Source organism: Methylobacter svalbardensis, assembly GCF_037671525.1.
In the GTDB taxonomy this organism is placed as follows: domain Bacteria; phylum Pseudomonadota; class Gammaproteobacteria; order Methylococcales; family Methylomonadaceae; genus Methylobacter_A; species Methylobacter_A svalbardensis.
In genome coordinates this window covers 56540-81454 of sequence record NZ_JAWPOH010000010.1, presented here as the reverse complement: position 1 = coordinate 81454, position 24915 = coordinate 56540, and the positions used below count along the sequence as shown (strand labels likewise).

The 24915-nt window shown below is 49.3% G+C and carries 17 protein-coding genes; 6 read left to right on the top strand and 11 right to left on the bottom strand.

Translation table 11 applies throughout. The annotated features are described in order from the left end of the window. A complete protein-coding gene (wecB, locus tag RW114_RS06245; RefSeq protein WP_340121873.1) occupies window positions 1-1146 on the top strand; it encodes a non-hydrolyzing UDP-N-acetylglucosamine 2-epimerase in 1146 nt (381 codons plus the stop codon). After that, window positions 1143-2342 (top strand): glycosyltransferase family 4 protein, encoded by a 1200-nt coding sequence (locus RW114_RS06240; RefSeq protein ID WP_340121872.1) that lies wholly within the window; start codon window positions 1143-1145, stop codon window positions 2340-2342. Before wecB ends, RW114_RS06240 begins: the two co-directional genes overlap by 4 nt. 543 nt (window positions 2343-2885) lie before the next feature. Here the strand turns inward: RW114_RS06240 and ssb are convergent. The 3 genes from ssb to RW114_RS06225 form a co-directional block, all read right to left on the bottom strand. Then, on the bottom strand, window positions 2886-3389 hold the full coding sequence (gene ssb, locus RW114_RS06235) for a single-stranded DNA-binding protein (protein WP_340121871.1): 504 nt from the start codon (window positions 3387-3389) through the stop codon (window positions 2886-2888). A 35-nt stretch (window positions 3390-3424) separates the two neighbouring features. Beyond that, a complete protein-coding gene (locus tag RW114_RS06230; RefSeq protein ID WP_340121870.1) occupies window positions 3425-4807 on the bottom strand; it encodes an MFS transporter in 1383 nt (460 codons plus the stop codon). Between the two features lie 185 nt (window positions 4808-4992). Beyond that, on the bottom strand, window positions 4993-5319 hold the full coding sequence (locus RW114_RS06225) for a hypothetical protein (RefSeq protein WP_340121869.1): 327 nt from the start codon (window positions 5317-5319) through the stop codon (window positions 4993-4995). 104 nt (window positions 5320-5423) lie between these two features. On the opposite strand from RW114_RS06225, the gene uvrA reads away from it, so the two are divergent. Next, window positions 5424-8243, top strand: coding sequence for an excinuclease ABC subunit UvrA (gene uvrA / locus RW114_RS06220; RefSeq protein WP_340121868.1), 2820 nt, complete (start codon window positions 5424-5426; stop codon window positions 8241-8243). Window positions 8244-8504: 261 nt separating this feature from the next. On the opposite strand, the gene RW114_RS06215 is transcribed toward uvrA, so the two are convergent. The 5 genes from RW114_RS06215 to RW114_RS06195 all read right to left on the bottom strand — a co-directional run bounded on the left by RW114_RS06215 (window position 8505) and on the right by RW114_RS06195 (window position 13204). Beyond that, window positions 8505-8729, bottom strand: a complete 225-nt coding sequence (locus tag RW114_RS06215) for a FeoC-like transcriptional regulator (RefSeq protein WP_340121867.1) — start codon at window positions 8727-8729, stop codon at window positions 8505-8507. Continuing rightward, window positions 8716-11091 carry a Fe(2+) transporter permease subunit FeoB gene (feoB, locus tag RW114_RS06210; protein ID WP_340121866.1) on the bottom strand — a complete coding sequence of 792 codons (2376 nt, stop codon included), beginning with the start codon at window positions 11089-11091 and terminating at the stop codon, window positions 8716-8718. Before feoB ends, RW114_RS06215 begins: the two co-directional genes overlap by 14 nt. Further along, window positions 11091-11324, bottom strand: coding sequence for a FeoA family protein (locus RW114_RS06205; protein ID WP_340121865.1), 234 nt, complete (start codon window positions 11322-11324; stop codon window positions 11091-11093). Before RW114_RS06205 ends, feoB begins: the two co-directional genes overlap by 1 nt. Window positions 11325-11953: 629 nt before the next feature. Continuing rightward, window positions 11954-12268: an H-NS histone family protein gene (locus RW114_RS06200; protein WP_340121864.1), complete on the bottom strand. Its 315-nt coding sequence runs from the start codon at window positions 12266-12268 to the stop codon at window positions 11954-11956. A gap of 186 nt (window positions 12269-12454) precedes the next feature. Then, entirely contained in the window at window positions 12455-13204 is a 750-nt protein-coding gene (locus RW114_RS06195) for a DUF2914 domain-containing protein (protein ID WP_340121863.1), read from the bottom strand. 157 nt (window positions 13205-13361) lie between these two features. On the opposite strand from RW114_RS06195, the gene RW114_RS06190 reads away from it, so the two are divergent. Genes RW114_RS06190 through lpdA form a run of 3 tightly spaced genes read left to right on the top strand, consistent with a single transcriptional unit; the run spans window position 13362 to window position 18893 of the window. Continuing rightward, complete coding sequence (locus tag RW114_RS06190; protein WP_340121862.1) at window positions 13362-16187, top strand: 2-oxoglutarate dehydrogenase E1 component; 2826 nt, start codon at window positions 13362-13364, stop codon at window positions 16185-16187. Between the two features lie 2 nt (window positions 16188-16189). Continuing rightward, the gene (gene odhB / locus RW114_RS06185; RefSeq protein ID WP_340121861.1) at window positions 16190-17452 is read left to right on the top strand and encodes a 2-oxoglutarate dehydrogenase complex dihydrolipoyllysine-residue succinyltransferase; all 1263 of its coding nucleotides are present in this window, start codon (window positions 16190-16192) and stop codon (window positions 17450-17452) included. Window positions 17453-17456: 4 nt separating this feature from the next. Beyond that, window positions 17457-18893 carry a dihydrolipoyl dehydrogenase gene (lpdA, locus tag RW114_RS06180; RefSeq protein WP_340121860.1) on the top strand — a complete coding sequence of 479 codons (1437 nt, stop codon included), beginning with the start codon at window positions 17457-17459 and terminating at the stop codon, window positions 18891-18893. Between the two features lie 108 nt (window positions 18894-19001). On the opposite strand, the gene RW114_RS06175 is transcribed toward lpdA, so the two are convergent. Genes RW114_RS06175 through RW114_RS06165 form a run of 3 tightly spaced genes read right to left on the bottom strand, consistent with a single transcriptional unit; the run spans window position 19002 to window position 24861 of the window. Continuing rightward, a complete protein-coding gene (locus RW114_RS06175; protein ID WP_340121859.1) occupies window positions 19002-20480 on the bottom strand; it encodes an efflux transporter outer membrane subunit in 1479 nt (492 codons plus the stop codon). 14 nt (window positions 20481-20494) lie between these two features. Beyond that, the gene (locus RW114_RS06170; RefSeq protein WP_340121858.1) at window positions 20495-23695 is read right to left on the bottom strand and encodes an efflux RND transporter permease subunit; all 3201 of its coding nucleotides are present in this window, start codon (window positions 23693-23695) and stop codon (window positions 20495-20497) included. After that, window positions 23692-24861 (bottom strand): efflux RND transporter periplasmic adaptor subunit, encoded by a 1170-nt coding sequence (locus RW114_RS06165; RefSeq protein WP_340121857.1) that lies wholly within the window; start codon window positions 24859-24861, stop codon window positions 23692-23694. Before RW114_RS06165 ends, RW114_RS06170 begins: the two co-directional genes overlap by 4 nt. Between the last annotated feature and the right edge of the window lie 54 nt (window positions 24862-24915).

The window sequence follows — 24915 nt, the reverse complement described above, 5'->3', positions numbered from 1 at the left end:
ATGAAAAAACTAAAAGTAATGACTGTAGTTGGTACAAGACCTGAGATTATCCGGCTTTCTTCAGTGCTTAAAAAACTGGATGCAACCGAAAGCATCGAGCATGTATTGGTGCATACGGGGCAAAATTATGATTACGAACTCAATGAAGTATTTTTCCAGGATTTCGGCATAAGAAAACCGAATTATTTTCTGAATGCAGCAGGAAAAAATGCGACTGAAACCATTGGCAATATCCTGATTAATGTTGATCCTGTCCTGGAAAAAGAACAACCGGATGCTTTTCTGGTTTTAGGCGATACCAACAGTTGTCTTTGTGCGATTCCGGCCAAAAAACGCCAAATCCCCATTTTTCATATGGAAGCCGGCAACCGCTGTTTTGATCAGCGAGTTCCTGAAGAGACGAACCGTAAAATTGTCGACCATATCAGCGATATTAATCTGACCTATAGCGACATTGCCAGAGAGTACCTGTTAAGAGAAGGTTTGCCGGCGGATCGTATTATAAAAACCGGCAGCCCGATGTTTGAGGTTATTCATTCCCGTCTTGAAGAGATTAACGCGTCTTCAGTGCTTGATGGCTTGGATCTTAAAAAAGGCGAGTATTTTGTTGTTTCTGCGCACAGAGAAGAAAATATCAGTTCTGACCGCCATTTTTTTGCCTTGATAGACACCTTGAATGCGATGGCTGAGCATTATCAATTGCCTATCATTATGTCTACGCACCCGCGGACCCGTAAAAGAATTGAGGAAACGGGGGTCGTATTTAATCCGTTAATTAACCTAATGAAACCTGTGGGTTTTATCGATTATGTCAAGCTCCAGTTAGATTCAAAAGCCGTATTATCCGATAGCGGCACGATTTCTGAAGAATCGTCTATTCTGAATTTTCCTGCCCTGAATATTCGCGAAGCTCATGAAAGGCCTGAAGCGATGGAAGAAGCTTCGGTAATGATGGTTGGACTGAATAAAGAGCGCATTATGCAAGGCTTGATGGTTTTAGAAGCCCAAGGCAATATTGAAGTCAGAGTGACACGCCCCGTTAGTGATTACTCAATGCCTAATGTCGCCGATAAGGTTGTGCGGATTATTCTTTCCTATACCGATTACGTTAATCGCGTGGTTTGGCAAAAAAATAAAATATTATGAAAATTTGTTTAATTATCGATGATTATTTGCCGACGAGTATAAAAGTCGGCGCCAAAATGATGCATGAATTGGCATCGGAGTTTGTATCACATGGGCATACGGTTACCGTTGTGACTCCCGCTCCGGGTTTGAGCAGTCGATTTGAAATCTCGGAACTCGACGGCGTTACTGTTTGCCGTTTCCGCTCCGGCGAGATAAAGAATGTTTCCAAAGTAAAACGGGCCATCAACGAAACGCTGCTTTCTTACCATGCATGGCAAGCCTATAAACCCTATTTTCAGCAACATCCGCATGATTTAATTATTTATTATTCACCTACCATTTTTTGGGGACAGTTGGTCAATCGTTTAAAGAAATTGTGGGGAGCTACCAGTTATTTAGTGTTGCGTGATTTTTTTCCGCAATGGGTGATCGACAACGGCATGTTAAGCGCCAAGTCACCGATCACCCGTTATTTCAGATTTTTTGAGTCGTTAAGTTACCGTGCCGCCGATACGATAGGCGTACAATCGCCAAAGAATCTGGCCTGGTTTTCAAAAACCTGTACCATCAAAAAGCCGTTAGATCTTTTATATAACTGGGCCGCTGATGATCCGGTTCCTGCAGGTAAAAGCTATTACCGCCAAAAGCTGGGCTTGGAAAATAAAGTGGTGTATTTTTACGGCGGCAATATTGGTCATGCGCAAGACATGATGAATATAGTTCGCTTGGCTAAAGCGATGCGCTCCGAACAGGACGCACATTTTGTTTTAGTGGGTGCAGGGGATGAAGTCGAGCTGGTGCGTAATTCGATAGCGCAACATAATTTGAATAATATGACCCTGCTTCCTCCGGTTACACAAGATGAATTTAAAAAAATGCTGGCTGAGTTTGATATAGGCTTATTTAGCTTGCATCGCGATCATACGACGCATAACTTTCCCGGCAAGTTATTGGGCTATATGGTTCAAGAAAAGCCCATTTTGGGCAGTGTTAATCCTGATAATGATTTAAAAGATATTGTGGAAAAAACAGGGGCGGGGTTGATAACTATTAACGGGGATGATCAAGGCTTACTCAATAACGCTTTGAAATTATTGCATGATAGTTTGTTGAGAAAAACTCTGGGGGAAAACGCCAAGCAATTGCTTTCGGATGTATTTTCTGTGCAAGCGGCAGCAAATAGAATTTTAGCAACGACGAGTCGCATTGGCTGATGAGCAAAAAAGCTCAGGTTTGGGGTATACCCACTGTAAAACAGCGTCGAAAACGGTTCACCCTGATAGGTGTCATGATCCGGTATTTTGCCGGAGAAACCCGGGATATTATTTATCCTAGAAAATTCATTTGATCCGCGAAAACCAACAGTAAGCGACGCAAAAGCGCGAAAACAGTCAAAACAGATACCAAGTTATAGGTATCACCCGAAAGGTAAATGGGTCTCATGAGAAAGTCGGACAGCCATTTTAGGTAATTAACGGCATAATGAAAATTGCCGAACACACTTCATAACTACCATTTGCCCTCAAATTTATTAAGCTCAACTGATTTTTTAGGTTTAAACCTAAAAACCGCAGTTAGTCCACGAAAAGCACGAAAGACACGAAAGAAATCAGTATGTTGTATTACGCAGTCATTCACCCTTTGGGTGATACCTATAACTTGGTATCTCTTTGAATATTTTCGTGCTTTTTGTGTTTTTCGTGGATCAAATGATTTTTCTAGGTTAAAGGAATGAGGCGTTATACCGCTTGTATCGATTAGAACGGAATATCATCATCAAAGTCATCATAATGTGGCGGCGCAGGCGGCATGGATGAACCGGAATCGTTTTGCGGTGCCGATTGCTTGGGCTGATTGGCCGGTCTTGATGAAGGCGCCGAATATCCGCCCTGCGACTGATCACCACCAAACTCGGCGGTGCCGCCGCTACCGCTACGGCTGTCCAACATGTTCATGCTGTCGGCAACGATTTCAGTACTATACCGATCCTGACCGTCTTGACCTTGCCATTTCTGCGTACGAATACGGCCTTCAACATAGGCTTGACTGCCCTTTTTTAAATATTCACCGGCGATTTCAGCCAAACGATTAAAAAACACCACACGATGCCATTCGGTTTCTTCTTTACGCTCCCCTGTTTGCTTATCTTTCCAGCGTCTGGAAGTCGCAAGACGAATGGTCGTAACGGCACTGCCGCTAGGCAAATAACGCACCTCAGGATCGGCACCTAACCTTCCTATTAACATCACTTTATTAAGCATCTATTTCTCCAATTGTTTTCGCGGATTTTATCGGGTTAAGCACTGACGTACTGTGTAATCAAACTTTGTAACTTGTCTTTATCCAACTGCTGATTGTCGACTTTAAGATAAGCCAAAGCCTCCTCATAATGTAGTGTGATTTCTTCTATACCGCTGAGTTTACCCATTTCGGCAATGAATTCATTGGCATCCGGTTCGCTGAGTTTTTCCAGCGATATCAGCAGATTTGCCACATAACGGGGAGGCTGCATCCAAAAAGACACCAGCAACCAGCTGAAAGCCGCAGCGGCGCAAAATAAAAACACTGCCGTAACCCCGAATTCGCCGTTAAACCAGCCACCCACCAGTCCGCCCATAAACAGCCCCATAAACTGGGAACTTGAATAGGCGCCCATAGCCGTGCCTTTTAAATCGGCCGGAGCGGTCTTTGATATTAACGAAGGCAGTGTCGCTTCCAGCAGGTTAAAGCCGCAAAAAAACAGCCATAAAAACCCTATAATCCCGATCAGGTTTTGATGAACTGCCGACAAGCCCAATTCAGCCATTATCAACACCGTGATAGCACCCAGAAACACCTGTTTCATTTTACGTTTTTTTTCCGCCAGGATCACAAACGGCACGGCAAATGCCATCGAAATAACAAAAACGGGCAAATAAACCTTCCACTCATCCCCAGCCAATAATCCCGCACTCCTCATCAACGAAGGCACAACGACAAAAATGGCCATTAAAATCAGGTGCAAGGTAAAGATACCGTAATTCAGGCGCAATAAATCCGGGTTTTTCAGCACCTGCATGGTTTCTTCGGGAACGAACTCGGCATCCCGATGCAATTTGGATTGATGAGGATCGGGGACGATAAAAATTATCGCTAAAATAGCCAGAATGGTAAGTACCGCAGTTACCGCAAAAACACTCTGTACCCCGCCGAACCCGGAAATAATTGGCCCGGCTATGATGCCGACGCCAAACGATGCACCGATACTAATCCCGATAATCGCCATGGCTTTAGTGCGATGAACCTCCTGAGTCAAATCAGCAGCCAGCGCCATAATGACGGCCGAAACCGCACCGGCACCCTGAAAAGCCCGTCCCACCAAAACCCCGTAAATGGTTGTCGATAGTGCAGCAATCACGCTACCGATAAAAAATAACACCAAGCCGATGATAATGATTTTTTTGCGACCGAAGCGATCCGACAATAAGCCGAAAGGGATTTGCAACAGAACTTGAGGTAGACCGTAAATACCCATAGCCAAGCCGATCAGCGCAGGCGTTGAGCCTTCCAGCTGCCCGGCAAATAAAGATAATACCGGCAAAATCATAAATAGCCCCAGCATCCGCAAAGCATAAATGCCCGCCAAAGACCAGGTAGCGCGTTTTTCCGATGAAGTCATCGAGCTTGTAATGTCTTGCATTGTTGTCAAAACCAGCTTCTCCTTTTTGAACCAGAATTATCAAGAAAAACAAACGCAGCTGAGCGCAGGCTTTACAATCAACTGCAAATGCCGGACTAAGCCAGTGGTTTATCTCATTATTTTAATGGCGTCCATTATAACAAGCTTTATTTATAGGTTTCGCTCATTTGTGTTTGGGTTGCTGTTTAACTGAACAGCGCTATGGTCTGGGTTATCAAATGCAGCCAGATGGTTTTAACATCAATGACTGAAATTTGACTGGCTCTAACCATTCCAATAATGCCGACCATAATCCAGAACACGTTCAGCAAGGTATAGGCGCTGTCTTTCTTGAGTATCGAACACCAGGAAAGGATTACTGCATCTGTGGTGTTGAAAGCCCACACAAACAGAAACGGACTTTCCGCGCCCAGCCAACTGACCAGGGAGAAGCTGAAAATTCGCATCAGCACGCCAAGCATTTCGATAAACCGAATATATTTGAAAACGAATGAATTTAAGGTGTTGATCATTATTTAAAACCTGCTAATCGCATCAGTGCGGTAGTGTTCGTTGTTTGTATTAGGATAACTTTGAACGTATATTATATGGTTGTTTAAATTGCCGGAATTATTTAATGGATACGATCAGCATTCGTGGTGCCAGAACACATAACCTGAAAAATATCGATCTCGATCTGCCCAGAGATAAACTCATCGTCATCACCGGTCTTTCCGGCTCGGGCAAATCATCACTGGCATTCGACACCATTTATGCCGAAGGACAGCGACGCTATGTAGAATCCCTTTCTACCTATGCCCGGCAGTTTCTGGCGATCATGGAAAAGCCCGATGTCGACCATATCGAAGGCCTGTCACCGGCTATTTCGATTGAACAAAAATCCACCTCGCACAACCCGCGTTCCACCGTCGGCACCATCACCGAAATCTACGATTATTTAAGACTGCTGTATGCCCGCGCCGGTACGCCGCGTTGCCCCGAACATCAGGCTTCACTGGAAGCGCAAACGGTCAGCCAGATGGTTGACCATGTATTGTCGCAAGCACCCGATCAGCGCTGGATGCTGCTGGCCCCGGTGGTCAATGACCGCAAGGGCGAGCATATCCAGTTGCTAGACGACCTGCGCGCCCAGGGCTTCATCCGCGCCAGAATCGACGGCACCGTGTACGACCTGGATGAGCCGCCGGTGCTGGATTTAAAAAAGAAACATACCATCGAGGTTATTGTCGACCGTTTCAAGATTCGCGACGACATCGCCTTGCGCTTATCCGAATCCTTCGAGACGGCTCTGCGCATCGCCGACGGTATCGCGATCGCCGCCTGCATTGATGACGCGACCGAGTTGATGTTTTCCGAGCGCTACGCCTGCCCTCAATGCGGCTACTCGCTGCCCGAACTGGAACCGCGCATCTTCTCGTTTAACAATCCCAAAGGCGCATGCAGCAGTTGCGACGGCTTGGGCGTACGCCAGCATTTCGATCCCGAGCTGATTATTCATAACCCCGACATCAGCCTTGCCGGGGGCGCGATTCGCGGCTGGGATCGACGCAATGCCTATTATTATCAAATTATCTGTTCGCTGGCCAGGCACTATAACTTCGACCCGGAAGCGCCGTTTTCGGAATTGTCACAAGAAACTCAGGCGATTATTCTTTACGGCAGCGGCCCTGAAGTTATTGAATTCAAGTTCATGGTCGGAACCGGCTCGGTCAAAAAGAAACGCCATAGCTTTGAAGGCATTATTGCCAATATGGAACGGCGTTACCATGAGACCGATTCGCAAATGGTGCGCGATGAACTGGCTAAATATTTATCCCAAAAACCTTGTAACGTATGCGAGGGCGCTAGGCTGAATATTTCCGCCAGAAATGTGTTTGTTGAAGATTTGCCGATACACCATCTGACCCGTTTCCCGATCCGCAAATCTTTAGACTTTTTTAAGCACCTGAACCTGCCTGGAAAACGCGGCGAAGTTGCGGCAAAAATCGTCAAGGAAATCCAGGAAAGACTGGAATTCCTGGTCAATGTAGGACTCGACTATTTAACTCTGGATCGCAGTGCGGACACGCTTTCCGGCGGCGAAGCGCAACGCATCCGTCTTGCCAGCCAAATCGGCGCGGGCTTGGTCGGCGTGATGTACGTGCTGGATGAGCCGTCGATAGGCCTGCATCAACGCGACAACCAGCGCTTGCTGAACACCTTGTTCCGCCTGCGCGACCTGGGCAATACCGTGATCGTGGTCGAGCATGATGAGGATGCGATCCGTTCGGCGCAGCATATTGTCGATATAGGCCCCGGTGCCGGCGTCCATGGCGGACGCATCATTGCGCAAGGCACCCTGGAGGATATACTTAATAATGAAGACTCGTTAACCGGCCAATATTTATCGGGAAAAATCGGCATTACCATTCCCGAAACATTAACGCCGGCAGATAAAGATAAACAAATCACCATCCGCAATGCGCACGGCAATAATCTGAAAAATGTCGATATTGCCTTCCCTATCGGTTTGTTTACCTGCATCACCGGCGTATCCGGTTCCGGAAAATCGACGCTGATTAACGATACCTTGTACCGTCACGCGGCCCGGTTAATCAACCGTGCAGGAGTCATTCCCGCGCCTTGTGACGCGATCGAAGGCCTGGAGGAGCATTTCGATAAAGTCGTCGATATAGACCAAAGCCCGATAGGTCGCACACCGCGCTCGAATCCGTCCACCTATACCGGTCTGTTCACACCGATACGCGAATTATTTTCGGCAACGCCCGAAGCGCGTTCGCGCGGCTATACGCCAGGAAGATTCAGCTTTAACGTCAAAGGCGGCCGCTGCGAAGCCTGCAAAGGCGATGGCGTGATCAAAGTCGAAATGCATTTTCTGCCGGATATATTCGTTCATTGCGATTTGTGCAACGGCAAACGCTATAACCGGGAGACGCTGGAGATCCGCTATAAAGGCAAAACCATCCATCAGGTGCTGGACATGACCGTAGAAGATGCGGCCGAATTTTTCAGTCCGGTGCCGACATTAGCCCGTAAATTACAAACTCTGGTTCAGGTAGGTTTAAGTTACATCACCCTGGGACAAAATGCGACCACGCTGTCCGGCGGCGAAGCGCAGCGGGTAAAACTCGCCAAAGAACTGTCCAAACGCGACACCGGAAAAACCTTGTACATACTGGATGAGCCGACCACCGGCCTGCACTTCCACGACATCAAGCAATTGTTGAATGTGTTGCATACCCTGCGCGATCACGGCAATACCGTCATCGTGATCGAACATAACCTGGATGTGATCAAGACCGCAGACTGGATCATCGATATGGGACCCGAAGGCGGCGATGGCGGCGGAACGCTGGTTGCAGAAGGCACGCCTAAACAGATTTCTGAAAATGAAGCCTCGCATACCGGGATGTATCTGAAGCGGTTTTTCGAGTAGTGGATATACCGAAATCAATCCACGAAAGACACAAAAAGCACGAAAATATTCAAAGAGATACCCAGTTGTAGATCGTCACCCAAAGGATGAATGACTGCGTAATATAACATACTGATTTCTTTCGTGTCTTTCGTGCTTTTCGTGGACTAACTGCGATTTTTAGGTTTATGGTTATTTCTTTTTCAGAGACAGATCAAACAACAGCTTTTCGTTGCCCGACATGTCAACTGTAAGGTTTTTTCGTGTTTTTCGTGGACCATGTTACTCATCAACCCACTCATAAATCTCCGTCAAAGTCGTATCGCATTGACAGCAACTGGTACCGCAAGATGCCGTCAACGGCAGTTTGCGCACCTTGCCTTTGCTGATCCATTTGTCGAGCATGCCTCTTAGGGCATCGGCATCCATGTCGAAATGGATAATTAAATCCGCCAACGCAATTCGGTGCTGCGCCCTTAAATAGGCTCTCAAATCAGACAGTATCATGTACAGATTCCCTCCGATGTTTTACCTCTGTGACCTCAGCGTTTTTACCCAGTAGCCACAGGCCGAGCAATACCGCTGAAAAGGCAATGATTAGTCCGCTTATCCAGACCAGCGAATAATCTGGATGCTCACTATAGGTCATCGCTTGATAAAAAATCGTGGCGGTCATGTAGGCGATACCGGTCGTCCAGAACACCACGAACACCGTCCAGTTCATGTTGGTTTCCCGGTAAATTGCAGCGGTTGCCGCAACGCAAGGGGCATACAGTAAGATAAATAATAAATAGGCGAAAGCCCCCGCCTTGCCATCAAAACTTTGCTGCATGGCGGCAAAAGTACCGGCATTGACTTCCTGTTCACCCGCTGCCGCAGTCATATCGTCGACGTTGCCGATATTCAAACCCAATGGATCCAACAAATTATCGGCAACGTCGTGCAGGTTTTTAGGCACGGTTAAACAGGCGTCAATCAAAGCCTGTTGAAGATTGAACGGTGCTTTATCGGCGGCTGTTGTATCGGCCACCGCAAGCTGGCTGTATAAGGCATCCAGGGTTCCGACCACGGCCTCTTTGGCTAAAACGCCGGTAAATATACCGACCGTTGCCGGCCAATTGTCTTTTTCTATGCCCATCGGTTTAAACGCCGGTGTCAGGCCGCGACCAATCTCGCTCAATACCGATTTATTGCTGTTTTCCTGGCCGAATGAACCATCCGTACCCAGCGCATTAAGAAAGTTCAGTACCAGCACCATCGGTACAATAACCTTGCCTGCATTGAATAAAAACGACTTTAGTCGATCCCAGGTTCTGATAAAAACGCCGTGCACTGTCGGCATGTGATAAGCGGGCAATTCCATAATAAAGGGGGATGATTCCCCTTTAAATAAGGTATGGCGCATGATTAAACCGGTTAACACCGCTATTGCAATGCCCAACAAATACAAACCGAACACCAGATTCTGGCCGCCGACCGGGAAAAATGCGGCGGCAAATAAGGCGTAAACCGGCAATCTGGCACCGCAAGACATGAACGGATTCATCAAGTTGGTCAATATCCGGTCACGTTGGTTTTCCAGAGTCCGCGTGGCCATAATCGCCGGGACATTACAGCCGAAACCGACGATCATCGGTACGAAGGATTTACCGGGCAAACCGATCATGCGCATGAATCGGTCCATAACGAAAGCCGCCCTGGACATATAACCGGAGTCTTCCAGTGCCGACAGAAACATAAACAGGAAGCCGACAATCGGGATAAAGGTGGCAATTACCTGTATGCCGCCGCCCACGCCATTGGTGATTAATACGATCAGCCATTGCGGCAAGTTCAGCTCGGTGAGCGTCAGACTTAGCGCGTCGATCAATAACGCGCCTACGGCTTGATCGAAAAAATCGACGAAGGCGCTGCCGATATTAATGGTAAACATGAACATCGCGTACATGACTAACAGAAAAATCGGGATACCCAGAAAGCGGTTTAAAACGATGTTGTCGATTTTATCGGTTGTGTGACGAGTTACCTCGGTTAGCTTGCAGACTGCGCCATTGGTTAATTCATTGACGAATCCGTAACGGGCGTCGGCGGCGAGAATGTCGATTTCGTCATCGGTTTCGGTTTCTACCCGGCGTTGTAATTGCGCAACTGTTTGTAGGGGCGAATTTATTCGCCCTTGGGCGACCAAGGCCTCCCCTACAATCTGTTTGGCCAAGGTATCGTCTTCCAGCAAGCGAATAGCCAGCCAACGCAGATCGCAGTCATGCTGCTGTGCGGCCTCAATCAACGACGGTGAAATGTCATTGATAGCTTGCTCTAAAGCTGATATATAGCTGATTTTTACCGAAGGTATAGGCTTGGCGATAGCAGCACTATTGATGGCCACTTTTAATGCGCCGATACCGTCCTTATTCGAAGCGCTAATCGGAATAACCGGGCAACCCAGAAAATCCTCAAGATAATCGACATCTACTTTAATGCCGCGTTGTTTAACGGCGTCCATCATGTTGAGCACTAAAATCATCGGCACCCGCATCTCGATGAGTTGCGAGGTCAAATACAGATTTCGTTCCAAATTGGAAGCATCAACAATATTAATGATTAAATCGGCCTGCTTGGAGGCGACATAATCACGAGCGACTTTTTCATCTAAAGAGACCTGATCGTCGGCAGCTTCCAATGAATAGGTGCCGGGTAAATCGACTAATTCGATCAATTTAAGATCGAAGCGGTATTCACCGGTTTTTTTCTCGACGGTAACGCCGGGCCAATTGCCTACATGCTGTCTGGCACCCGTTAATGCGTTAAATAGTGTGGTCTTGCCGCAATTCGGATTGCCGACTACGCCAACCGTAAAATCAGTTTTCATCAGAGTTTCTCTATCAATAATATTGCTGCTTCATCCTTACGCAGGGTTAATGAAAATCCACGCAACTTAATCTCAACCGGATCTCCCATCGGCGCAAAACGGGTGACGCTAAACTCGGTTCCCGGCGTCAAGCCCATAGCCAGCAAGCGTTTTCGATAAGCCTTTCCCGATGGCTCAAAGCCGATGATTTTTCCCGAATCACCCACTGCCAGGTTTTTTAAGCTTATAGCCATAAATTTAAGTATTGAAATAAAGTGCATTAAAACCAAACGCTCCGGGAGTTATCAACAATCATTCTCATTAAGATAACTATATCATATAACCGGATCATATAACCGGTATTTTCATAAGGAGTGAAAAAGGGCTAGGCTGGAACAATTTCGTGTTGTTCCACTCTTAGAGACAGCAATATTTCACTTATGGAAGCAAAGCTTTTTATGGAGCGATGCAACGGCAAGGTTGGAAATAAGTAGGGACCAAAAGTTTTTTAACAAAGTGAAAAAACCATTTACCACGAAGGACACGAAGAAAAATAATTATCTTCTCGCTCTCCGTGCTCTCCGTGGTGAACAAAAATGTTAAAAAACTTTTGAGCGACTATTTATGGAGCAGGATGAGACGCTTTATGATGAAGGGTGGGGAGCGAGGGATGAATCCTGTAACGCTCCCGCTGTGTTAGACACAGAGAAATGCTGCTATAAAGATAAGCCGAAGATGATTGGGGCGTACATTATGGACGTGAATTTATTCGCATCCATAATGTATAAACTTAATTACGGTTACGGCTCTTCAGTTTTCGCTAAACCAAGCCAATTACCGCGCAGGAAACAGGCTTGAATGCACTCGTTGTATATAAAGAACGCTACACTTCAAATTCAGAACGTTGATGCCCAGCATTCAGCAACTCCTGCATCCATTTTGGCGCCACCCCGCGTCCTGTCCATGTTTTGTTAAAATCATCGGGATGACGATATTTAATGGCAACTTTTGCACCCTTGCGAACCGACTTCTTCTCGGTCTCGTGAATTTCTACAATAACATCGATAGAGGCCGCCAATTCTTTAATTTGCGCCATAACCTCTTTACGCTTGCTAGCCTGCATATTTTTTAATGCTTTTTCTGCGTTTACAATAACAGCTTGTAATTCATGCTCAGAAAGATCTTGATACTCGGTCATTTTTAGCCCTTAAAATAAATAAAAAACATATATTAACTTTATCATTAATTTTAATATAAATATATTAAATTATTCGACAACAAATATGTACCGCCTCATCTTACTTTGACAACAACATGATTTTTTGCGAATTACTCCAAGTTAAGTTTTACAGAATCAGGCGATTTATCATACAGCAGGAAGTGATTATTCAATCTTAAAGTTTTTTTCATTTAATAATCGGTCGTTTTTATCAAACAGCCTTACAGACCAGTTACCTTTTTCAGCATCAGAAAATAACTTACGACTTGAAGTACGCCATCTATTACCCGATATAATTAACGCCCTCCTGGTAACGACAACACCCTCTTTCAACCATTCATGATAAACCTTGCTACCCTTCATTGCGTTCAATTCAGTAAAATAATAAATCCATGTCGGCTTTTTGTTGTTAAGGTTCACAGACCTCACTATTTCACCTACCGGCTCTTTATTATTAATCTTGTAAGTTAATACTGCTCTCACTTCATTAGTATTAACTTTTAGATGTTCCTGCTCCTTAATAACTTTTTTGCTGGCTTGTTTTTTTATAACTTCTTTAACTGGAATTGCAGCAGTTTGTTTGCTGTTCTTATTCAGCTCTTTTCTCGACTTGGCCAAGAGATTGGCTTCCACAATTGCCTGCGTCGATATGTCCAGGTTTTTTATCTCGACTTCCTTAAGCTCAGCCTGCGGCGCCACCTGTTTTTCTATAGCATTAACTATCACCGCCGCATTATCCTGCGTATCACTATGAATAAAATAAAACAACGATATTAAAATCATAACCAGTACACTGGCTGCTAGCAATATCCTTTTGATATTCCACTCCGTTATCATCTTTGGCGCCAAGTCCACTGTCGCTTGTCCAGATATAGGATATTTAACTTGAATTACAATGTTTCGTTTGTCGGTCATAAAATCATATCTACCCTGCTTTAGGTGAAAACACTCGGTTGCTTTTCTTATCTTAACACCGCATATTTTAGTCAGCGAATGCGTTAAATCTTGGTAATATACTCCTTAAGCGTTCAAACAAAGACAAAATCCTTGCAGAATAAATTGGATATTCAAAATGAGTAAGCTGCTTAAACTTTTTCAAGACTCTTCTTCTCTGTACGGCAGCAACGCCAGCTTTGTTGAAAATTTATATGAACGCTTCCTGGAAGACCCCGACTCGGTTGAACCCAGCTGGCAAAAAGAATTTACCAAAATTCACCGCGGCGCTGATTTTGAGACCCCTCACAGCCCGGTCGTAGAACGCTTTGCGCAACTCGCCGTTAAATCTCAAGACAGACTGGCAAAACTACAAGGCTTTACCGAAGAAAGTGTCAAAAAACAATCGGCTGTTGCCCGGCTTGTTAATCATTACCGGGTTCGCGGACATCAGATTGCCGCCAATAATCCATTGGGGAAAACCATGCCCCCTCCTCCCGATATGGATCCCGCTTATTACGGTCTTGCCGAACCTGATATGGACACCCTGTTCGATACCGGCTCACTTTACGGTATTGACCGACTGCCTTTGCGCGACATTATTGCGAACCTGCAAGAAATTTACTGCGGCAGTATCGGCTCTGAATACATGCACATAGTCGACACCCATATCAGGCGCTGGATCATAAATCGCTTGGAAAGCTCTAAAACCAATTTGGAGCTGACTCCTGAAAAAAAACACTGGCTGTTAAAATTATTGACTGCCGCCGAAGGCATAGAAAACCATTTACACAATCGGTTTGTCGGCCAAAAACGTTTTTCTCTGGAAGGCGGCGAATCGCTGATTCTCATTCTGGATGAATTAACTCAAGGATTTGGCACCAAAGGCGTTAATGAAGTTGTGATCGGTATGGCTCACCGAGGCCGCTTGAATGTGCTGGTCAACATCCTGGGTAAGAGTCCTGCCAGCCTGTTTAATGAATTTGCCGGCACTTCGCCGCTTTCTCCGGGCGTCAGCACCGGCGATGTGAAATATCACATGGGCTTTTCATCCGACATCAGTACGCCCGGCGGCCCTCTTCATATAACGCTGGCATTCAACCCTTCACATTTGGAGATCATCAATCCGGTGGTCGAAGGCTCGGTTAAGGCCCGTCAGGACAGAGCGGGAGGAAACGGCAAAAATACGGTAATTCCCATTTTAATCCACGGAGACGCCGCCTTTTCCGGACAAGGCATCGTCATGGAAACCCTGAATATGTCGCAAACCCGCGCTTTTTCCACCGGCGGAACCGTGCATATCGTCATCAACAACCAAATCGGCTTTACTACCAGCAATCCGCTGGATGCACGATCCACGCTTTATTGCACCGATGTGGCCGGTATGATCCAGGCACCGGTTTTCCATGTCAATGGCGACGATCCCGACGCCGTTATCTTTGTCACCAAACTGGCAATGGATTACCGGATGACCTTTAATAAAGATGTGGTCATCGACCTTATTTGCTATCGCAGACTTGGGCATAATGAAGCCGATGAGCCCTCGACTACCCAGCCTTTGATGTATAAAAAAATCCGCAAACTCAAGACTACGCGGAAGCTTTACGCCGAAAAACTCATCAAAGCCGGGCTTATCACTGCTGAACAAGCTGCAGAGTTGGAACAAAATTACCAAAAACTGCTCGAAGCCGGCGAAGTCGTTTCCAGACCTATCCTGGCCGACGGCCCCTACCCGTACACCAACCAATGGAATAAATTCCCGAACAGCGACTGGAATCCAGTCTGCAATACCGCAGTTTCGATGGATCATCTGCGCTTTTGTAACGACAGAATGCAACGCCTGCCGACCGGTTTCGAATTACACGCCCGAGTCGCAAAAGTCATGGATAACCGGCGTAAAATGGCGGCTGGAGCCATGCAGCTGGACTGGGGTTTTGCCGAAAACATGGCCTATGCGACGCTGCTGCTGGATAAATATAACGTTCGTTTAACCGGCCAGGATGTCGGTCGCGGCACCTTTGTGCATCGCCATGCTGTTTTGCATAATCAACTCAATAATAAAACCTATACACCGATCAAACATTTAGACAAGGATCAGGGCAACGCGCAGATTTTCGACTCCCTGCTGTCAGAAGCAGGTGTTCTAGGTTTCGAATACGGTTACAGCACAACGATGCCGAATACCCTGGTTATATGGGAAGCGCAATTCGGCGATTTTGCCAACGGCGCGCAAGTGGTTATCGATCAATTTATCAGTTCCGGCGAAACCAAATGGGGTCGCTTATGCAACCTGGTCATGCTGCTGCCGCACGGCTTTGAAGGCCAGGGACCGGAACATTCCTCCGCTCGACTGGAACGCTACCTGCAACTGTGCGCCGAACATAATATTCAGGTTTGCAGCCCGACTACGCCCGCACAAATATTTCACTTGTTGCGTCGCCAGATGCTTCGACCCTATCGTAAGCCATTGATAGTCATGAGCCCCAAGAGTTTATTGCGTCATAAACTTGCGATTTCCACGCTGGAAGATTTAACCAACGGTCGGTTTCAGCCCCTTATCGGTGACCAGGACGACATCAATCCCAAAAAAGTGACCCGCCTGGTCATGTGTTCCGGCAAAGTCTATTACGATCTGATCGAAACGAGGCATCAGGACAACCTCAAGCACGTCGCCATTGCCCGCATAGAGCAACTCTACCCTTTTCCCGATGAGTTATTTAAAACGGAAGTCGGCAGATACCCGCAACTTAAAGAATTTATCTGGTGCCAGGAAGAACCCCAGAATCAAGGCGCCTGGTATCAGTCCAGACATCACTTTTCCGACAATTTAGACCAAAAAATCAGCATAACTTATGCCGGTAGAAATGCCTCGGCGGCGCCTGCGGTCGGTAATTTCCGCGTCCATATCGAACAACAAAAAGCTGTCGTTCACTCGGCTCTTTACGGCAACCTTTCAGGAAAATAACAATGAGCATTGAAGTCCTAGTTCCCAACTTACCCGAATCCGTTTCCGATGCCACGCTGATCACCTGGCATAAGCAGCCTGGCGACACCGTGATTAAGAACGAAAACCTCGTCGACCTTGAAACGGACAAAGTGGTGCTTGAAGTGCCTGCGCCGGAATCAGGCATCCTTAGCAAAATACTCCAGCAAGACGGGGCTATTGTGGTCGGCGGCGATGTACTGGCCTTGCTCGAACCTCAAGCCGTAGAAGAAAACCCAACAACAGCGGCAGCCGAACCCGAACATGACGAGGAGTCGGACATCCCGCTAAGCCCTTCGGTACGTCGGCTAATTGCTGAAAACACGTTGGATCCTTCCGTCATCAAAGGCTCAGGAAAAGACGGCCGCCTGACTAAAACCGATGTATTAGATTATCTGCATAAAAAAACCCTGCAGGAAGCCCAGCTCATAGTCCCGGCGGCCAAAGAAATCCCCATCAGCCCCCCTTTGACAAAGGAGGAGGAAGCTACCGCCGCCAGCCATCCTGCGCCTAAGAAGGAAGCCGAAGGCAGGGGGATTTTAAATTTGCGGCCGGAACAGCGTGTTCCCATGACTAGGCTAAGAGCCAAGGTAGCCGAACGCCTGTTGCAGGCACAGCAAAATGCGGCCATGCTGACCACATTTAATGAGGTCAACATGCAAAACGTGATTGATCTTCGCAACCAGTACAAAGAACGCTTTGAACAAAAACATCATGTCAAACTGGGCTTTATGTCTTTCTTTGTCAAAGCCTCTATCGAGGCATTAAAACGCTTTCCGGCGATCAACGCCTCCATTGACGACAACGACATTATCTATCACGGCTACTATGACATAGGCATTGCGGTCAGCACCGAGCGCGGCCTGATTGTGCCGGTACTGCGCGATGCGGATCAACTCGATTTTGCCGGCATCGAACAAAGCATCGTCGATTTCGGCGCCAAGACCAGGGCAGGCACCCTGACCTACGACGACTTGAAAGGCGGCACCTTCACCATTACCAATGGCGGCATTTTCGGCTCCATGCTGTCCACACCGATACTCAATCCGCCGCAATGCGCTATATTGGGCATGCATGCGATCAAAGAACGTCCTGTAGTTGAACACGGCCAGATCGTTATCAGGCCGATCATGTATCTGGCTTTATCGTACGACCATCGGCTGGTTGACGGTCGAGAAGCCGTGCAATTTCTAGTCACCATCAAAGAATGCCTGGAAGCACCCGCCCACTTATTGCTAAATATATAAAGCCATGCAAAAAAAACACATGCAAACGTCATTTGACGTGATCGTCATCGGCGCTGGACCGGCGGGTTATTCCAGCGCTATCCGATGCGCCCAGCTCGGCTTAAAAACTGCCTGCATCGACAATTGGTGCGACAAAAGAGGCCTAGTCAGCCTGGGCGGCACTTATCTCAACGCGGGTTGTGTTGCGTCTATCGCGTTACTGGAATCAGCGAAAATTTATCACTCGCTGAACCATCACCTAAAAGAGCACGGCATTCAGGCAGAGGCGGTTTCTGTGGATATTGCGCTAATGATGCAGCGCAAAAACAACATTATTGACGCACTCAGCCGACAAATTGCCGACTCGTTTGCGGATCACAAAATTACCTACATGAAGGCAGAGGCCAGGTTACTCAATGATCTACAGGTGGAAATTACGCCTCTTGATCAATCGGGTGTTTCAATGCTCGAAGCCAAGCATATTATTCTGGCCTCCGGCTCCTCCCCCATTAATTTGTCTTGTGCGCCGATAGACAATGAATTTATCATCGATTCCACGATGGCTTTAAATCTCGACGCAATACCCAAGCGCTTAGCCATTATCGGTGCGGGGGTTATCGGCCTAGAATTAGCCAGCATCTGGAACAGGTTCGGTGCAGAAACCATTCTGCTGGAAGCGCAGGAAACATTTTTAAGCATGGCCGACCAGCAAATTGCGCTGGAAGCCTTTCGTATCTACACCGAACAGGGACTGGAACTGCGCCTGGGTGCGCGGGTTATTTCAGCCAAAAAAGGCAATAAGAAAGTCACCGTAGAATACCAGGATAGCGACGGCACTCATGCCCTGCGTGTCGATAAACTGATTGTTGCATCCGGCCGAAAACCCAATACCGAAAATCTGGCCGCCGATGAAGCCAATTTACTGCTCGACGAAAACGGCTACGTCCATGTCGATGAAAACTGCCGCACTAACCTGCCCGGTGTTTACGCCATAGGCGACCTGACCTTGCTCGGCCCGATGATTGCCCATAAAGGCATAGAAGAAGGCCTGTTTGTTGCCGAACAAATTGCCGGCATTCACAACCCTATCAACTACGATCTCCTGCCCAGTGTTGTTTTTACCAATCCTGAAATTGCCTGGGTAGGTCAAACCGAACAAGGTTTAAGAGCCATGGGCGAATCCATTAAAATCGGCATCTTCCCGCTAAACGCCACTGCCCGTGCTCACGCGATGAGCCAAACCGAGGGTATGGTTAAAATCATCGCTCACGCAGATACCGACGCTATACTCGGCGTTCATATCATCGGCATGCAAGCCTCCGAAATGATTGCCGAAGCCGTGCTGGCTATGGAGTTCTCCGCCAGCAGCGAAGACCTGGCCAGAACCATACACGCCCACCCTACCCTTGCCAAAGCCCTGCATGGCGCGGCGCTTACCCTTAAAAACAAGTTAAACGACTAGGGCCGCCGCCATTGCGATTGGCTCTACCTGCCGGCTACATCGCTGCCATTAAGTTAAGAATTCAATTCGCGCCCACGGCATATAACCAACAGCATTCGTTATTCTTGCCTAATCGGTTTTACCCACATCAAGGTTCGATTCCCAACCGCCGCCCAAAGCCTTGTAAAGCGCCGCCAGCGCCGTCGCCGTGGCGGTTTCGCTCTGGGCCAGACGATCCTGGTCTTGCAACAGACGCAATTCGACATCCAGTACCGTCAGAAAATCGCTCACACCTTCCGCAAAACGCAGATGAGCCAGTTCATGGGCCTTTACACTGGCCTGGGCCGCCGAAGTGAGCAATCCTCGCCGGATTCGCGCCCGGTTGTAATTCACCAGCGCATTTTCCGTTTCTTCCAAAGCGCTCAGCACCGTCTGCTCGTACTGGGCCAGGCTGGACTCGGCACGGGCATCGGCCGCTTTAATGCGGGCATACACACGACCTAGGTCAAATGCTGCCCAACTGATTCTTGGGCCCAAGGAATAGGCATCTGAACGAGCCGCCCCTATGCCCGAAAAGGTGCTGGCCTCTAATGCGATAGTGCCGACGAAGGTAACGCGCGGAAAAAGATCGGCAGTAGCGACGCCGATGCGGGCAGTAGCCGCTGCCAAAGTCCGTTCGGCAATGCGGATATCAGGGCGGCGGCGCAGTAGCTCCGCAGGCTGACCGATGTGAATGGTCTTGGGAATCCTGGGCAGCGGCGCAGGCTGAGACAGCTTCTCGGTCAAGGCGCCAGGAAACTGCCCGGTGAGTACGCTGAGCCGGTGAATAGCCTGATGAATGGAGCTCTCCAGAGGCGGAATGGTGGCCAGGGTGGAATCGAGCTGGGCTGTTGCCCTCGACGTATCGAGTTCGGTACCACGCCCGCCTTCGAGTCTGACACGGGTTATTTCCAGCGTTTGAGACTGGTTTCCGGCGTTCTTTTTCGCCGTTGCCAGCTGGTTTTGCAGCCCCCGCAACTCGAAATAATTTCTGGCTACTTCGGCGATCAGGCTGACGCCGAGATCCCGAAGACTGGCTTCCTGCGCATCGACTTCATCGCTGCTCGCTTCCACGTCGCGGCGCACGCGGCCAAAAAAATCGACTTCCCAAAAAGCGTCGAAACCGATGTTGTAGAGTTTCAGCTCTCGCGGCGCGAAGTCCCTGTTGCTCATAGCGCCGAAGCTGCGTTTCTGCTCGGTATAATTGGCGTGCGAGCTGACGATAGGCGCCAAATTCAGCCCCGCTTCCATATACAGCGAACGCGCCTCACGGAGATTAGCGCGGGCGGCCTGAAGATCGCGGTTGTGTCGCACCGTCTGCTCGACAAGTTCGGTTAGCCCCTTATCTTCAAACAGCTTCCACCACGCTACATCCACACCTTGCACTGAGAATTCCGGGTGGACGGCATTGGTGAAGGACTGACCGGCATCGGTTGCCGGAGTCTTATAATCGGGGCCTACCGCGCAGGCGCTCAGTGCAGCCGCGCAGAGGAAGGCCTGACCAAAGATTCTGCTTCGTTTAAGCGCAAGCCCAAGTTGCATGACAGGCAGAAATTCGGCGAAGTGCATCTTCATTCCTTGGTTCATAAGTCGGGGCCGGAAGAAGGTTCATGAGGCAGCAAGCCCTTGGCCTTGTGTCGGGAAGATTGCCAGCGTTGCGCCAAGCCCTGTGCGATCACGTAGAACACCGGCGTTAACAGCAGACCGAACACCGTCACACCCAACATGCCGCTGAACACGGCGGTACCCAGCAGTTGTCTCGTTTCCGATCCCGCCCCTTGGGCGATCACCAGCGGAAACACGCCCATGATGAAAGCGAATGAGGTCATCAAAATGGGCCGTAGCCGAATTCTCGATGCTTCTATTGCGGCATCAAAGCGGTTAAGACCGGCTTCCTGGCGCCGCTTGGCAAATTCCACGATAAGAATGGCGTTCTTGCTGGCCAATCCCACCAGTACGATGAAGCCGATCTGGGTGAAAATGTTGTTGTCCATACCGCGCAACCACACGCCGGCCAGGGAGGACAGAATGCACATCGGTACGATCAGGATCACCGCAAATGGTAATGACCAGCTCTCATACTGGGCTGCCAAGGCCAAAAACACGAAGATCACGCTCAGCGGAAAAACCAGCAGCGCGACATTTCCGGCCAAGACCTGTTGCAGACTGAGCTCGGTCCATTCAAAATCGAAGCCCGGCGGCAACTCTGCGCCCATGAGTTTATTCATCACAGTAATCGCCTGGCCGGAACTGACTCCGGGCAAGGTTCCGCCGTTAATTTCCGCAGCCGGATACATGTTGTAGCGGGTGATCTTGTCGGGACCGGTAATTTCCTTAACCGACATCAGAGATCCGAGTGGCACCATGCCACCTTGAAGATTCCGTGTCTTCAACTCGGCGACATCCGAAGGTTTCATCCGAAACTCGGAATCGGCCTGCGCCACCACCTGGTAGGTTCTGCCAAAACTATTGAAATCATTGACATAAAGTGAGCCCAGATAAATCTGCAAGGTGTCGAACACTTCTTTCAACGGCACATCCATAGACTTGGCCCGGGTGCGGTCCACGTCCAGAAAAAGTTGCGGCACTCCCGCGCGGAAGGTGGTAAACAGACCGGCCAGGCCCGGTTGCTGATTGCCCTTGGCGATGAGCTCGTTGACAGTGCTCTCCAGCGCGTCAATACCGGCATTGGAGCGATCCTGAATTTGCAACTTGAAACCGCCCGTCGAACTCATGCCTCGGATCGGCGGCGGGGCAAATACGGCAATATGAGCATCCTCGACTTGGGCAAGACGCTGGCCTAGATTTTTGACCACCGCATCGGCGTGAAGCTCCGGATGACCGGCGCGCTGATCAAAATCATCGAGCCGGGCGAACATCGTAGCAACGTTGGACTGGCTAGAACCGCTCAAGATCGAAAAGCCCGCATAGGCGTTCACATTCTTGACCCCTTCCGTTTCCAGGATAATGCGGGTGGCCTGCTGAACCATTTCCTGGGTACGGCCCAAAGAGGCCGCATCGGGCAGCTGCGCATACAAAATCAGGTAACCCTGATCCTGCTGGGGAATGAAGCCCGTCGGCACTTTTTCAAAGGCCAGAAAATTGAGTCCGTTGAGCCCCACATAAAGCACCAGCACTACCGCCGTCATACGAATCAGCCTACCGACCAGGCGCGCGTAGCCAGCACTGAACGAATCGAAGAACCGGTTGAAGCCGACGAAGAACCAGCCGAACAGTCGATCGAAGAGCCGAGTGAACCCGTCCTTGTCGCCGTGCGCCCGATCCAGCAGCAGCGCGCACAGAGCCGGACTTAAGGTCAACGAATTGAACGTCGAGATCACCGTGGAAATGGCGATAGTCAGGGCAAACTGCTTGTAGAAAGCACCAGAAACACCGGTGATGAAAGCGGTGGGCACGAACACCGCGACCAAAACCAGAGAGGTAGCGATGATCGGGCCTACGACTTCTGTCATCGCCTTTCGGGTAGCGTCGCGGGCCGATAAGCCTAAGGCGATGTGGCGTTCCACGTTCTCCACCACCACGATCGCGTCGTCCACGACGATACCGATAGCCAGCACCAGACCGAATAACGATAAGGTGTTAAGCGACAAACCCAATGCCGACATCACCGCGAACGTGCCGATCAAAGACACCGGTACGGCAAGCAGCGGAATGACGGCGGCGCGCCAATTCTGCAAAAATATCACCACCACCAGCACGACCAGTAAGATGGCCTCGAACAGCGTCTTGGTCACCGCGTCGATGGACTGCTGTACGAATACAACGGTATCGTAAACAAGCAGATAATCAAGACCTTCGGGAAAGCGCGGCTTGAGCTTCTCCATCGTATCCACCACCGCTTTTTTGGTGTCCAGCGCGTTGGAGCCGGGCAACTGGAAAATGGCAAGGCCCACGGTGGGCTCGCCGTCCAGGAACAGTCCCGCATTGTAATCCTTGGCGCCCAACTCGATACGGGCCACGTCCTTGAGGCGGGTCACCTGGCCGTCTTTGCCCTTTTTGATCACGATATCGGCGAACTGTTCGGCCTCCATGAGGCGTCCCGTCGTGCTGACCGTGTACTGAAAATCGGTATTTTCCTTAGTCGGTTGTTGCCCCACCACGCCGGCCGCTACCTGGATATTTTGCTCGCGGATAGCGTTGACCACATCGCTGGCGGTCAGGTTACGCGCGGCAACTTTCTCCGGATTCAACCACAGGCGCATACTGTAATCCCGGGCGCCGAACACCAGAATTTCACCGACACCGGGCAGTCGCGCCAGGGTATCTTTGAGTTGCAGCAGCGCGTAATTACTCAAATACACGCTGTCGTAGCGCTTGTCCGGGGAGATCAGGTTGACCACCAGACTCAAGTCCGGGCTGCGTTTCTTGACGCTGATGCCTTGCCGACTCACTTCCTGAGGCAGTTTTGGTTCGGCCAGCGCCACCCGGTTTTGTACCAGCACCTGGGCTTTATCCAGATCAGTACCCGGCTTGAAAGTAATGGTCAGCGACATGCTGCCGCTGTTGGTGGACTGGGAGGACATGTACAACATATCCTCGACGCCGTTCACTTCCTGCTCGATAGGCGTCGCCACGGTTTCTGCCACCACCTTGGCGTTGGCGCCGGGATAGGCCGCACTTACCACCACGGTGGGAGGCGCGATCTCGGGATATTGCGCAATAGGCAGGCCAATCAGCGCGAGGCTTCCGACCAGAACAATAATAATGGATAGTACCGATGCGAAAATCGGGCGGTCAATAAAAAAGTGCGTGAATCGATTCATGGTTTCAACTCATCATCGTGCGCACTGAGCGAGATGCGTTCGGGGTTCACCTTGATGCCCGGCTTAAGCTTCTGGATGCCTTCGATTACCGCCCATTCTTCCGGCTTCAAGCCTTCTTTGATCACGCGGGACTGGCCGATATGGGCGCCAAGCGCCACCTTGCGATATTCCACCTGGTTTTGCTGATTGACCACCCATACGAAGCGTTGCGCCTGATCCGTACCGATAGCCCGGTCGGGAAGCAGAATCGCTGGGTATGGAGCGCTTCCGCGAACCCGCATACGGGCAAAAAAGCCGGGGCTTAACAATTCGTCCGGATTGGCGAACACGCCCCGCAACGTTAACGTGCCGGTGGCTGCATCCTCACGCGGCGATATATAGTCGAGATGACCCTGGTGAGGAAAGCTAAGCTCATCAGCCACAGCCAGCTCCACCGGAGTCCGTTCATCACCCAGACTGCCGCGATCTCCTTCCTGAGCCTGACGCCGGTATTTCAGTACTGAGCGTTCGTCCGCATCCACGTAAACATAAACCGGATCGGTGGAGACGATGAAAGTCAACAAGGTTGCATCGGCTCCGCCACCGCTGACTAAATTGCCGGCGGTGATTAACTCGCGACCGATTCGGCCGTCTATCGGGGAACGTACTTGGGTAAAGTCCATATTCAGCCGTGCCGTATAAACATTGGCTTGTGCAGACTGAACGGCGGCAAGGGTTTCCCTTAAGCCTTTGCTACGGGCATCGTGTTCCTCTTCGGAGATGGCTTTAGCGCGAAACAAACGCTCGGCGCGTGCCAGGTCGTTTTTTGCCAATTCGTGTTTGGACTTGGCACGTTCCAGTTCGGCTTTGGCAAAATTCAGTTGGGCGGTGAACGGTTCTGAATCGATCTGGAATAAAAGATCGCCTTTGCTTATCTTGTCGCCTGCCTTGAAATTCACTTTCTCCAGATAGCCGCTCACCCGGGCACGCACGTCTACCGAATTGACCGCTTCGATGCGGCCCGTGTATTCGTCCCACTCGGTGACTTGTTGTGACAGGGCTTGGGCGATTTTGACATTGGGTAACTGTCCCTGCCCCGGCTGAGAACCCGAATCGTCATGGTTTCCGCATCCGGTCATGACCATCAGAATTACAGTGGCCAGCGGGCCAATTAGTGTGCGTTGCATTATTATCCTTTCATTCGAAGATGTTCTTTGATGCCATGTATCGAGACTTGATGC